The organism is Actinomycetota bacterium, assembly GCA_036280995.1.
Classification (GTDB): domain Bacteria; phylum Actinomycetota; class CALGFH01; order CALGFH01; family CALGFH01; genus CALGFH01.
Map to the genome: position 1 here is coordinate 1 of DASUPQ010000237.1, position 12,145 is coordinate 12,145.

Annotated in this window: 14 protein-coding genes and 1 riboswitch; of the genes, 3 read left to right on the plus strand and 11 right to left on the minus strand. The window is 75.7% G+C overall.

Translation table 11 applies throughout. The features are described from left to right. Positions 1-124 precede the first annotated feature (124 nt). The 6 genes from cobT to VF468_07615 all read right to left on the minus strand — a co-directional run bounded on the left by cobT (position 125) and on the right by VF468_07615 (position 5,068). Positions 125-1,198, minus strand: coding sequence for a nicotinate-nucleotide--dimethylbenzimidazole phosphoribosyltransferase (cobT, locus tag VF468_07590; protein ID HEX5878167.1), 1,074 nt, complete (start codon positions 1,196-1,198; stop codon positions 125-127). Next, the gene (locus VF468_07595; GenBank protein HEX5878168.1) at positions 1,191-1,736 is read right to left on the minus strand and encodes a bifunctional adenosylcobinamide kinase/adenosylcobinamide-phosphate guanylyltransferase; all 546 of its coding nucleotides are present in this window, start codon (positions 1,734-1,736) and stop codon (positions 1,191-1,193) included. Before VF468_07595 ends, cobT begins: the two co-directional genes overlap by 8 nt. Then, positions 1,736-2,305 (minus strand): cob(I)yrinic acid a,c-diamide adenosyltransferase, encoded by a 570-nt coding sequence (gene cobO / locus VF468_07600; protein ID HEX5878169.1) that lies wholly within the window; start codon positions 2,303-2,305, stop codon positions 1,736-1,738. Before cobO ends, VF468_07595 begins: the two co-directional genes overlap by 1 nt. Then, complete coding sequence (locus VF468_07605; protein ID HEX5878170.1) at positions 2,302-3,111, minus strand: ABC transporter ATP-binding protein; 810 nt, start codon at positions 3,109-3,111, stop codon at positions 2,302-2,304. Before VF468_07605 ends, cobO begins: the two co-directional genes overlap by 4 nt. Next, positions 3,108-4,109: an iron ABC transporter permease gene (locus tag VF468_07610; protein ID HEX5878171.1), complete on the minus strand. Its 1,002-nt coding sequence runs from the start codon at positions 4,107-4,109 to the stop codon at positions 3,108-3,110. The genes VF468_07605 and VF468_07610 overlap by 4 nt, the downstream gene beginning before the upstream one ends. 77 nt (positions 4,110-4,186) lie before the next feature. Then, positions 4,187-5,068 carry an ABC transporter substrate-binding protein gene (locus VF468_07615; GenBank protein HEX5878172.1) on the minus strand — a complete coding sequence of 294 codons (882 nt, stop codon included), beginning with the start codon at positions 5,066-5,068 and terminating at the stop codon, positions 4,187-4,189. Positions 5,069-5,168: 100 nt separating this feature from the next. Beyond that, positions 5,169-5,239: riboswitch (cobalamin riboswitch) on the minus strand. Positions 5,240-5,304: 65 nt separating this feature from the next. On the opposite strand from VF468_07615, the gene VF468_07620 reads away from it, so the two are divergent. Further along, a complete protein-coding gene (locus VF468_07620; protein HEX5878173.1) occupies positions 5,305-6,858 on the plus strand; it encodes a DUF885 family protein in 1,554 nt (517 codons plus the stop codon). A gap of 1 nt (position 6,859) precedes the next feature. Here VF468_07620 and VF468_07625 read toward each other — a convergent pair whose 3' ends face one another. Then, a complete protein-coding gene (locus tag VF468_07625; GenBank protein ID HEX5878174.1) occupies positions 6,860-6,994 on the minus strand; it encodes a hypothetical protein in 135 nt (44 codons plus the stop codon). Positions 6,995-7,078: 84 nt separating this feature from the next. Between VF468_07625 and VF468_07630 the strand changes: the two genes are divergently transcribed. After that, on the plus strand, positions 7,079-8,023 hold the full coding sequence (locus tag VF468_07630) for an EamA family transporter (GenBank protein ID HEX5878175.1): 945 nt from the start codon (positions 7,079-7,081) through the stop codon (positions 8,021-8,023). Between the two features lie 18 nt (positions 8,024-8,041). On the opposite strand, the gene VF468_07635 is transcribed toward VF468_07630, so the two are convergent. Beyond that, positions 8,042-8,671, minus strand: coding sequence for a LysE family transporter (locus VF468_07635; GenBank protein ID HEX5878176.1), 630 nt, complete (start codon positions 8,669-8,671; stop codon positions 8,042-8,044). Between the two features lie 78 nt (positions 8,672-8,749). On the opposite strand from VF468_07635, the gene aceE reads away from it, so the two are divergent. Continuing rightward, positions 8,750-11,455: a pyruvate dehydrogenase (acetyl-transferring), homodimeric type gene (gene aceE / locus VF468_07640; GenBank protein HEX5878177.1), complete on the plus strand. Its 2,706-nt coding sequence runs from the start codon at positions 8,750-8,752 to the stop codon at positions 11,453-11,455. 16 nt (positions 11,456-11,471) lie between these two features. Here aceE and VF468_07645 read toward each other — a convergent pair whose 3' ends face one another. The 3 genes from VF468_07645 to VF468_07655 all read right to left on the minus strand — a co-directional run. After that, positions 11,472-11,627: a hypothetical protein gene (locus VF468_07645; protein ID HEX5878178.1), complete on the minus strand. Its 156-nt coding sequence runs from the start codon at positions 11,625-11,627 to the stop codon at positions 11,472-11,474. Beyond that, entirely contained in the window at positions 11,591-11,953 is a 363-nt protein-coding gene (locus VF468_07650) for a hypothetical protein (GenBank protein HEX5878179.1), read from the minus strand. The genes VF468_07645 and VF468_07650 overlap by 37 nt, the downstream gene beginning before the upstream one ends. After that, on the minus strand, positions 11,950-12,145 hold a 196-nt coding region (locus tag VF468_07655; protein ID HEX5878180.1), incomplete at its 5' end, for a hypothetical protein. The genes VF468_07655 and VF468_07650, both read right to left, overlap by 4 nt.

The following is a 12,145-nucleotide window of genomic DNA, read 5'->3' on the forward strand; positions in this document are numbered from 1 at the left end:
GCCAGCCCGACCCCGGCGCCGACCACCGGGAACCAGGGGACGGACCGGGCCAGCTCGGCCGGCGCCCGCGTCCCGGTCCCGGTCGGCACCCGGGTCAGGAACGACACCGCCCCCAGCAGGTCCCTCACCGGGGTTCCTCGCCCGCCCCGCCGGGTGCGGCACCGCTCCCGCTGCCGGCTGGGCCGTTGTCCAGGCCCCATTCGGCGAAGGTGGCGACCTCGGTGACGGCGGCCGCGGCCAGCCGCAGCAGGGGCACGGCGGCCAGGGCGCCGCTGCCCTCCCCCAGGCGCATGCCGAGGTCCAGCAGGGGCCGCTTGCCCAGGCGCTCCAGCAGGGCCGCGTGGCCCGGCTCGGCCGAGCGGTGGCCGGCCACGGCGTTGGCCAGGGCGCCCGGGCGGAGCAGCTCCAGCGGCGCCACCGCGGCGGTGACCACGAACCCGTCAAGGACCAGCGGCAGCCGGCGCAGCCGGGCCTCCAGGGCCGCCCCGGCCAGGGCGGCCAGCTCGGCCCCGCCGGCCTGGCGCAGCACCTCCATGGGGGCCGTCCCGGTCGGGACCCGGGCCCGGGCCGCCTCGACGGCGGCGACCTTGCGGGCCAGGCCGGCGTCGTCGACGCCGGCGCCCCGGCCGGTGGCGGCACCGGCGGGCCGGTCGAGGAGGATGGCGGTGACGGCGGCGGCCGCGGTGGTGTTGCCGATGCCCATCTCGCCAAGGACCAGCAGGTCGGCGTCGAGCCCGGCGACGGCGTCCCGGCCGGCCTGGACGCAGGCCCGGAACCGGGCCGGGTCGAGGGCCGGCCCGCGGGCCAGGTCCCCGGTGGGGTCGCCGACCCCGACGTCGACGACGTCGAGGGTCGCGCCCACCTGGCGGGCGAGCACGCAGGCGGTGGCCACGCCCTCGCGCAGGGCCTTGACCATGGCCGCGGTCACCTCGGCCCCGTAGGCGCTGACCCCGGAGGCCGCGACCCCGTGGTCGGCGGCGAACACCACCGCGGCCGGGCGGCGGACGGCCGGGCGGGTGGTCCCCTGCCAGGCGGCCAGCCACCCGGCCAGCTCGTCCAGCCTGGCCAGTGCCCCGCCCGGGCGCAGCACGGCCGCGGCCCGCCCGGCGACCGCGGCCGCCGCCCGCTCGTCCGGGCCGGGCGCGCCGGCCAGCAGGTGGGCAACCTGGCGGTCCAGCCCCGCCCCCAGGTCAGCCATCGGCCATCCCGAGGGTGGCCAGCGGGTCGGCCAGGGGCACGGCCCGCCCGGCGACCAGCAGCAGGGCCTGGTCGGCGGCGGCCGCCCAGACGGCGTTGACCTGGCCGAGCAGGTCGCGGTAGCGGCGCGACAGGGCGTCGGCGGGGACGATCCCGGCGCCGACCTCGTTGCTGACGGCCACCGTCGGCGCCGCCCGGGCCGCGGCCGCGGCCGCCGCCGACCGGGCCCGGGCCACGACCTGCTCGTCGTCCAGCCCCTCCTCCACGAGGTTCGACACCCACAGGGTCAGGCAGTCCAGCAGCACGAACGCGCCGGCCGGCGCCCCCGCGAGGGCGGCCTCGACCTCACGCGGGGCTTCGACCGTCCGCCAGGCGCCGGGCCGCTCGGCCCGGTGGCGGCGGATGCGCTCGGCCATCTCGGCGTCGCCGGCCTCGCCGGTGACCACCACCGTGACCGGGCCGTCCCAGCGGCCGGCCAGCCGCACGGCCAGGGCCGACTTGCCGCTGCGGGCGCCGCCGAGGAGCAGGGTCAGGGCCATCAGTAGTCGATGCCGCGGCGGGCGCCGACGCCGCGGTCGTAGGCGTGGCGGAGCTTGCGCATCTCGGTCACGGTGTCGGCGACCTCGAGCAGCTCGGCCGGGGCGTCGCGGCCGGTGGCGACCACGTTGACCGACGGGGGGCGCTCGGCGATGGCCCCGGCCACCTCGGCGGGGTCGATCCAGCCCCAGTTCATCGGGTAGGTGACCTCGTCGAGCACGACCAGCTGGTAGTCGCCCGAGGCGAGCACCCGCCGGGCCGCCGCCCAGGCCGCCACCGCCTTGGCCTTGGTGGCCTCCAGGTCCTCGGAGTCCCAGGTGAAGCCGTCCCCGAGCGGGTTCCAGTCGACCCCCAGGCGGCGGCCCAGCTCCTCCTCGCCGGTGCGCCAGCGGCCGGACTTGAGGAACTGGATGACGCAGACCTTCCAGCCACGGGCCACCGCCCGCAGCACCACCCCGAACGCGGCCGTCGACTTGCCCTTGCCGTCGCCGGTGTTGACCAGGACCAGCGAGGGCGCCCGGGCCCGCCCCGGCCGCTGCGGCGGCTCCAGGGGCGGTTCGGTCGAGGTCATGTGGCCACCTGCCTCTCTGCCGCCCGCTCTGCCCCGGCGCGGACCGGGACGACCACGACGCCGCCGGCGGGGTCCTCGAGCACGCGCACCGACGCGTGGTAGTGCTGGGCGATGACCGGCTCGGTCAGGACCTCGCGGGCCGGGCCGGCGGCCGCCACCCGGCCGCCGTCGAGCAGGACCAGCTGGTCGGCGAACTGGCCGGCCAGGGTGAGGTCGTGCATGGCGCTGACGACCGTCAGGTCGAGGTCGTGGCGAAGGGTGTCGACCAGCTCCAGCACCTGCTGCTGGTGGCCGACGTCCAGGCCGGTGGTGGGCTCGTCCAGCAGCAGCACCGGGGCCTGCTGGGCCAGGGCCCGGGCCAGGACGACCCGCTGGCGCTCGCCGCCGCTCAGGGAGTCGAGCCGCCGGCCGGCGAACGCGGCCAGGTTCAGGTGGTCGAGCACCGAGGCCACGACGGCCAGGTCGCGACGGGTCTCGGTGCCGAAGTAGGGGATGTGGGGGGTCCGGCCCAGCAGCACATAGTCGCTGACGGTGACGCCGGCGGGCACGGCCGGGATCTGGGGGACGAGGGCGACCCGGCGGGCCAGCTCCCGGCGCGACAGGGTCGCCCCGGCGGCGTCGCCGACGTGGATCTCGCCCTCGTGGGGCACCAGCCCGGCGATGGCCCGCAGCAGGGTGGTCTTGCCCGACCCGTTGGGCCCGATCAGGCCGAGCCGGGACCCGCCGGGGATGCGCAGGGTCAGCTCCGACAGCACCGGCCGCCCCTCCAGGGCCACCGACACCCCGCGGAGCTCGATGGCGGTCATGGCGCCCGCCGGGCCGACCGCAGGACCAGGGCGAAGAACGGCGCCCCGACGAACGCCGTGACCACCCCGATGGGCAGCTCGGCGGGGGCCATGACGGTGCGGGCGGCCAGGTCGGCCAGGATCAGGAAGGCCGCCCCGGCGACCAGGCTCAGCGGGGCCAGGAGCCGGTAGGAGGACCCGACGACCAGCCGCACGGTGTGGGGGACGATGATGCCCACGAACCCGATCAGGCCGCTGACCGCGACCGCGGCCGCGGTGGCCAGGGTGGCCCCGGCCACCACCACCAGCCGCACCCGGGGCGCCCGCACCCCGAGGCTGGAGGCCTCGTCGTCGCCGACGGCGAGGACGTCGATGAGGCGCCCGTGGAGCAGGATGACGACGGTGCTGGCCAGCGCGTACGGCGCCATCAGGGCGACCTCGCGCCAGCCGGCGGTGGTCAGGCGGCCCAGGATCCAGCCGTAGACCTCGCGCAGCGTCTCCGACTCCCGCTGCTGGACATAGGTCTGGATGGCGGTGAGGAAGGCGGCCACGGCGACGCCGGAGAGGATCAGGGTGGTGCTGGTCCGGGCCCCGCCCGAGCGCCCGAGGGCGTAGGCGGCCACCACCCCGGCGACGGCCCCGGCGAAGGCGGCCACCGGCAGCAGGTCGACCACCCAGCCGGAGGTGTCGGGGCCGTGGGCGATGGCCAGGGTGGCCCCGAGCCCGGCCCCGGCGGCCGCCCCGAGCAGGTACGGGTCGGCCAGGGGGTTGCGGAACACCCCCTGGTAGGCGGCCCCGGCCAGGGCCAGCATGGCCCCGACGAGCCCGCCCAGGACCACCCGGGGCAGCCGCAGCTGCCACAGGATGGCTGTCTCCGGGGCCGACAGGCCCGAGGTGGTGTCGACCAGCGGCAGCCGGTCGGCCAGCTCGACCAGGACGGCGCCGGGGTCGAGCCGGACCGGGCCGACCAGGACGGCCAGCAGGGCCGCCCCGGCCAGGACGGCGCAGGCGGCCAGCAGCGGGCCGGCCCGGAGCCGGGCCGGGCCCGGCCCGGGCGCGACGGGGAGGTCGTGCCCGGGCCGGCGCTCGGTGACGGTCACGAAGCGACCGCCTCCGCGGCCTGGACCTTGGCGGCGATCACCTTCAGGAAGTCGACCACCCGGGGCCCCCAGCGGGAGGCCACGTCGTCGTCCAGCTCGACCACGCCGCCGGTCTTGACGGCCGTGACCTGGTCCCAGCCGTCCCTGGCGGCGACCGTCCTGGCCGACTGGCCGCAGCACTTGGTGTCGGCCAGGAAGATCAGGTCGGGGTCGGCCTTGATCACGTACTCGGCCGACAGCTGCGGGTAGCCGGTGCCCTCCTTGTCGGCCGGATCGGCGATGTTCTCCAGGCCGAGCTGGGCGTACAGCTGGCCGATGAAGGTCTTGGAGGTGGCCGTGTACAGGTTCTTGTCCAGCTCGTGGTAGTAGGTCAGGGGCCGCTCGGGCCGGTCGGCGCCGGCGATCTTCTCGATCTCGGCCCGCATCGTCGCCGCCAGCTGCCCGGCCTCGGCCTCATGCCCGGTGGCCTGGCCGAGCTCCTCGAGCTGGGCGTAGGTGTCGTCCAGCTTGGTCGCCGCCGGCTGCTGCAGGGCCGGGATGCCGAGCTTGGAGAGGCCGGCGGCCAGCTCCCCGGGGTCGTCGGAGTAGACGACCAGGTCGGGCTTGTAGCCGGCGATGGCCTCGATGTTCGGCTCGTAGGCCGACAGCTCGGTCTTGGGGGCCTCCTTGGGGTAGTTGGAGTTGCTGTCGACGGCCACGACCTGCCCGCCGGCGCCGATGGCGAACAGCATCTCGGTCGCGGTCGGCGACAGCGACACGATCCGCTGGGGCGCCGGCTTGGCCTCCTCCGAGGCCGGCCCGTCCTGGCCGCAGCCGGCCAGCACCAGGGCCAGGAGCAGCAGCGCCAGGCCGCCGGTCCGGTAGCGGTGTCTCCTCATCCATCCTCCTCTCGGTCGGAGGATGCGAGGCTCGTGTGGGAACCGAGGCATAACCCGCCCTTCCTCCGAGGACTGAGCTTGCGGCCACGGAGGCAGGCGACCTGGCTCGTCCCCGCCGGGGAAGGGGGCGGGGCCTCACAGTTGCGGGACAGCGCCGGGTTCACACCGGACTTCGCTGGTCCCCGTGGCACCCGGCGGAGGCGCCGGGCGCGCCGAGTATATGACAGACTCCGCCCATGACAGGTGCGACAAGACGGACGCTCGACACGATTCTGGACGCCATGCTCGACGCGTTTCCGTCCCAGGGCCGGGAGCTGGGCCTTCGCATCTACGAGGGGCGGGTCGACGACCTCTCCCCCGCCGGGCTGCGCCGCCGGGCCGCCGAGCGCCGCCGCCACCTGGCCGAGCTGGCCGCCCTGCCCGCGGGCGACGGGCAGGAGGCGGCCGACCGCGACCACCTCGCCCTCGTCCTGGCCGAGGAGGAGCTGCTGCTGGCCCGGCGCGAGCAGGCCCGGCGCGATCCGCTGTGGGCGGGTCGGGTCCTCGGGGTGACCTCGTACCTGTCCGGCCCGGAGGCGACGGCGGCCGAGCGGGCCGACGGCCTGCGCCGGCACCTGGAGCAGGTCCCCGACGCCCTCGACGGCCTGGCCGCCGGGCTGGAGGAGGTGCCGCTGGCCTTCCGGGAGGCGGCCGCCGACGTCCTCGGTGGCTACGCCAGCTTCTACCGGACCGAGGTCGCCGCCCTGGCCGGGGCCGCGGCGGCCGAGCCGGCGGCGGCCGCGGTGGAGCGGTACGCCGCCGCGGTGGCCGCCCAGGACGGGCCGCCGCTGGCGCCCTGGGGGCCGGCCGACTTCGCCGAGCTGGTGCGGGTGCGGACCGGCACCGCCCTCGACCCGGCCGGGCTGCTGGCCAGGGGCCGGGCCGAGGCCGACCGGCAGCTGGCCGCCCAGTGGGAGGCGGCCGCCCTGGCCGGCGGAACCCCGGCCGAGGTGCGCACCCGGGCTGCCAAAGGCGCCCCGGCGGCGACCGAGCTGCTGGACGCGGCCCGGGCGTCGGTGGCCGAGTGCCGGCAGTTCGTGGTCGACAGCGGCTTCCTGTCCCTGCCCGGCGACGAGCCGCCACAGTTGGAGGCGGCCCCGCCGTACCTGCGCGGCGCCCTCGCCTTCCACGACGCCCCGGGGCCGTTCGACCCGGCACCCCCGTCCAGCTTCCGCTACTACCTGACCCCGCCCCTGCCCGAGTGGGACCGGGAGCGGACCGGGCGCTGGCTGGCCCTGTTCGAGCCCAACATCCTGGCCGTCTGCACCCTGCACGAGACCTATCCCGGCCACCACGCCCACGAGCTCCACCTGCGCCCGGCCCCCAGCCGGGTCGCCACCGCCCTGTACAACGAGATCCTCGGCGAGGGGTGGGCCCACTACTGCGAGGAGGCGGCCTTCGACGCCGGCTTCCGCGCCGGCGACCCCGAGGCCGAGGTGGCGATGCGGACCGACGCCCTGGTCCGGGCGGCCCGCCTGCTGTGCGCGGTCGGCATGCACACCCAGGGGATGACCCTGGAGGAGGCGACGGCCGAGTTCGAGACCACCGCCGGCCTCGACCCCGACCACGCCCGCCTCGAGGCCGTCCGCGGCACCTGGGACCCCGGCTACTTCGGCTACACCCTCGGCAAGCTCGAGATCCTGGCCCTCCGGGACCGGGTCGGCGGCGACCTCCGCCGCTTCCACGACCGCCTGCTGGCCTACGGCACCCCGCCGCCGGCGATCGCCGCCCGCCGGCTGCTGCCGGCCTGACTCAGCTGGCGACCACGAACACGGCGATCAGCACGGCGACGCCCAGCGCGACCCAGAACAGCGGGTCGATCCCGGAGGCGCCGCGCCGGTAGCCGTACCTCCGCCGGGTGCCGCCTCTCCTCCTGTACCGGGCCATCCGCCTGCCTCCTCGAGGATCGGGACATCTGGTTGGTCTGGTACTTCCCCGGCAAGCCCGCTCCCAGACCCCTACTGTTGGGCGATGCGTGCCACCACTCGCCCCGACCGGGCCGCGACCGTCGCCGCCCTTGGACGGGTGGTGGCCGCCGGGGCCTGCTGGGCCCTGGCCGCGGTGCTGGCCAAGGTCGCCTTCGACCGGGGCGTGCCGCCGGTGCGCCTGGCCGAGGCCAGGGTCCTGGTGGCGCTGCTGGCCCTGGCCCCGTTCCTGGTCTGGCGGCGGCCCGACCTGCTGCGGCCGCCGCCGGGGACCTGGCCGGCCCTGGCCGGGTTCGGGGCCAGCGTGGCCGCGGTCAACCTGACCTACTACGTGGCCATCGACCACCTGCCGGTCGGGGTCGCCCTCGCCCTGCAGTACACCGGCCCGGCGATGCTGCTGGCCGTGACCACCCTGACGCTGCGGGGCCAGGAGTCCCGGCCGGGGCGGCTGGCCTGGGCGGCGGCCGGGCTCACCCTGGCCGGGGCCGTGCTGGTCAGCCGGGCCCTTGAGGGGCTGGGGGCGCTCGACCTGGCGGGGCTGGCCGCCGGGCTGGCCTCGGCCGTGCTGTTCGCCACCTACCTGCTCTCGGCCGAGCTGGCCGGCCGCCGCGGGGCCGAGCCGGCGACCACCCTGCTGTGGGGGTTCCTGGTCGCGGTGGCCATCTGGTCGCTGACCGTGCCCTGGTGGTCGTGGCCGGTGGCCACCCTGGCCGACCCCGGGGTGGTGGCGGCCGTGCTCGGGGTCGGCCTGGTCGGCACCCTGGTGCCGTTCGCCCTGGCCGTCGGGGCGGTCCGGGTGATCAGCGCCTCCACCGCCGGCATCGCCGCCACCTCCGAGCCGGTGTTCGCGGTCGCGTTCGCCTGGGTGCTGCTGGGCCAGCACCTCAACCCGGCCCAGCTCGCCGGGGCCGCCCTGGTCGTGGCCGGGGTCGTCCTGGCCCAGCTGGCCGCCGCCCGGTCCCGGCCGGGGGGTCGGGGGCCTCATGACTAGGCCCCCGGAGGATCAGGCCTAGCCGAGGCGCGGGAGGACGTCGCGGGCGACCAGGGTCGCGGCCAGGCAGAGGAAGGCCACCGCCGACACGGCCGTGAACCAGGCCTGCCCGCGGGTCCCGACCCGCCGCCCGGAGCGGGCCACGCCGAGGGCGATCACCGCCTCCAGGCCCGAGGCGACCAGGAACCAGGTGGCGCAGAAGACCACCACCCCGGCCGCGCCGCCGGCCCGCTGGGCCGCCAGCAGCGCCGGCGTCCCCGTGGCCAGCCAGAAGGTCCAGGTGAGGGGGTTGGCCAGGTTCCCGGCGACCCCCTTCCAGAACGCCCAGCGGTCGTCGGCGACCAGCCGGCGGTCGGCGTGCCAGAGGGCCACGGCGTCGCCGGCCGCCTGCCAGGCCAGGCAGAGGAGGAACGCGGCCCCGATCAGCCCGACCCATAGCGCCCCCCGCTCCAGCGACGAGATGATCCAGGCGAAGGCGATGGCCGGGACCAGCAGGACGAGGTCGGCGGTGGCCGACCCGAGGATGACCCGGAAGGCGGCCGGGAACCCGCTGGTGGCGGCGTGCTGGACGATGACCACGAAGATGGGACCGACCGACAGGGCGGCGCCCACGCCCAGCAGCATCCCCAGCCACAGCACCTCGGTCACGCCGGTCATGGTAGTGGTCGGCGACGGCGACTAAGGTGTGGGTTGGAGAGACGACCCCCCGATCCCAGGGAGCCGACGGTGAGCGACGAGGGCGAGAAGGTCACCGCGGGCGGGGCGCTGGACCAGCTTCCCGACCCCGATCCGGACGAGACCAGCGAATGGCTGGACTCGCTGGGCGACGTCGTCGAACGCGAAGGCCCGGGCCGGGCACGCTTCCTCCTCCGCAAGGTCCTCGACCACGCCGGCACCCTCGACGTCGGCCTGCCCCCGCTGCCCTCGACCGACTACGTCAACACCATCCCGGCCTCGGCCGAGCCCGAGTACCCGGGCGACGAGGAGCTGGAGCGGCGGCTGCTGGCGATCGTGCGCTGGAACGCGGCCGCCATCGTGTCGCGGGCCAACCGGCCCGAGCTGGGCGTCGGCGGGCACATGGCCTCGTACGCCTCGGCGGCCGAGCTGTTCGAGGTCGGCTTCAACCACTTCTTCCGGGGCAAGGAGGGCGGCGCCGGCGACCAGATCTTCTTCCAGGGCCACTCGTCCCCTGGGGTGTACGCGCGGGCGTTCCTGGAGGGCCGGCTCACCGAGGCCAACCTGGACGCCTTCCGCCAGGAGAGCAAGCCCGACGGCCTGTCCTCCTACCCGCACCCGCGGCTCATGCCCGACTTCTGGGAGTTCCCGACCGTCTCCATGGGCCTCGGCGCCCTGAACGCCATCTACCAGGCCCGCTTCAACCGCTACCTCCAGGACCGCGAGCTGGTCGACACCTCCGGGTCGCGGGTGTGGGCGTTCATCGGCGACGGCGAGATGGACGAGCCGGAGGCCCAGGGGGCGCTGACCGTTGCCGGCCGGGAGCGGCTCGACAACCTGGTCTTCGTGGTCAACTGCAACCTCCAGCGCCTGGACGGCCCGGTCCGGGGCAACGGCAAGATCATCCAGGAGATGGAGGCGCTGTTCCGCGGGGCCGGCTGGAACGTCATCAAGGTCGTCTGGGGCCGCCTCTGGGACGACCTCCTGGCCCGGGACGAGACCGGGGAGCTGGTGGCCAAGCTGAACGCCACCCCCGACGGCCAGTTCCAGACCCTGGCCGCCGAGGGCGCCGGCTATGTCCGCGAGAAGCTGTTCGACACCAAGGGGCTGGCCAGGCTGGTCGACGGCAAGGCCGACGCCGAGCTGGTCGCCCTGGCCATCGACCGGGGCGGGCATGATCTGCGCAAGGTGCACGCCGCCTACCGGGCCGCCCTCGACCACCAGGGCCAGCCGACGGTGATCCTGGCCAAGACCATCAAGGGCCGCGGGCTGGGGCGCGAGTTCGAGGCCCGCAACGCCACCCACCAGATGAAGAAGTTCGTGCGCGGCACCCTCAACACCTTCCGGGACCGCCTCGGCATCGACGTGCCCGACGAGGCCCTGGAGAAGGGCTACCCGCCCTACTACCGGCCCCCCGAGGACTCCGACCTCCACAAGTACCTGCAGGAGCGCCGGCGCGACCTGGGCGGGCCGGTGCCGACCCGGGTCGACCGCTCGGGCCCGCTGGAGCTGCCCGCCAAGGAGCTGTACGGCCAGCTCAAGAAGGGCTCGGGCAAGCAGGAGGTCGCCACCACCATGGCCCTGGTCCGGCTCATCCGGGACCTGCTCCGCAACAAGGACGTCGGCCAGCGGATCGTGCCGATCATCCCCGACGAGGCCCGCACCTTCGGGATGGACTCGTTCTTCCCCAACCTCAAGATCTACTCGTCGCAGGGCATGAACTACGACGCCGTCGACCGCGAGCTGGTGCTGTCCTACAAGGAGGACGCCAAGGGCCAGATCCTCCACGAGGGCATCACCGAGGCCGGGGCCATGGGGTCGTTCTCGGCCGCCGGGTCGTCCCACGCCACCTTCGGCGAGCCGATGATCCCGCTGTACATCTTCTACTCGATGTTCGGGTTCCAGCGGACCGGCGACTCGATGTGGAGCGCCGGCGACCAGCGCTGCCGCGGGTTCCTGATCGGGGCCACGGCCGGCCGGACGACCCTGAACGGGGAGGGCCTCCAGCACCAGGACGGCCACTCGGCCCTGGTCGCCACCACCAACCCGGCGTGCGTGACCTACGACCCGAGCTTCGCCTTCGAGATCCCGGTGATCGTCGAGGACGCCCTGCGCCGCATGTACGGCGACCAGCCCGAGGATCTCTTCTACTACCTGACGGTCTACAACGAGCCGTTCGTGCAGCCGCCCATGCCCGACGGGCTGGACGAGCAGCTCATCATCCAGGGCCTCTACCGCTACCAGGCGGCCGAGGGCTCCCCCGCGTTGCGGGCCCAGATCGTGACCAGCGGCAGCGCCATGCCGCTGGCCCTGCGGGCCGCCCGGCTGCTGGCCGACGACTGGGACGTCGGCGTCGACGTGTGGAGCGCCCCCGGCTGGCAGCGGCTGCGCGCCGACGCCCTCGACTGCGACGAGTGGAACCGGCTGCACCCCACCGAGGACCGGCGTGTCCCCCTCGTGACCAGGACCTTCACCGAGGTCGAGGGCCCGATCGTCGCCGTCACGGACTGGATGAAGCTGGTCCCCGACCAGATCTCCCGCTGGGTGCCGCGCCCCTACACGATCCTCGGCACCGACGGGTTCGGCCGTTCCGACACCCGCCCGGCCCTGCGCCGCCACTTCAAGATCGACGCCGAGAACATCGCCGTGGCCGTCCTCCAGGAGCTCGCCCTCGAAGGCGACCTGGAACCCGACCGGGTCGCCGAGGCCATCAAGCGGTACGACCTCGACCCGGACGCCACCACCGAGGTGCCCTGAGCCGGTAGCCCCGGGGCTACTGCCAGGCGGCCAGCCGTGACGGGCGGCCCCGGTCCTGGCAGCGGGCGTCGGACGACGGCCCGCTCCCGGGGCCGGCGATGGGCCGCCGCTGGCCGGTGGCGGGCGAGGTCAGGATCAGCCGGGCCGGCCCCTCGAGGGCCTCGTTGCCCACTCGTCCCGGTAGAAGGACCAGAACAGCGGGCCGCCGCCCATGACCAGCGACCCGCCCTCCTCGCGGATCCCGTCGCCCGGGAGGTCGCCCTCGAGGCTCCTGGTGGCCGGGTTGCCGGCGACGGGCAGGAGGCGGCCGTCCCGCTCGGCCCGCAGCGACAGCTTCGCCCGGAGATGGCAGGGCGGGCCGCCGCGGGACCGCACCCCGCCGCTGAGGAAGAACCGCTGGCCGGCGGTGCCGTGCTCGCCGGTCCAGACCATCTGCCACTGGTCGGACCGGCAGCGGGGCAGGCTCCGGTCCCCGCGCGACGGCCGGGTCGCGGTCACGGGACGCGCCGATCGGACGAGGCCTCGGCGACGGCCCGGTACCGGTCCCACAGCGGCGTGCTGCCGGCGTAGATGGTCGCGGAGACGCCGTGGGGGCCGCAGCGGTGGGGGTGGATGCCCTTGCAGTCGCGTCCCCAGTCGATCGACCAGGTGGCCGACCGGCGCCGGTCGGCGACGTTGGCCGGCACCGGT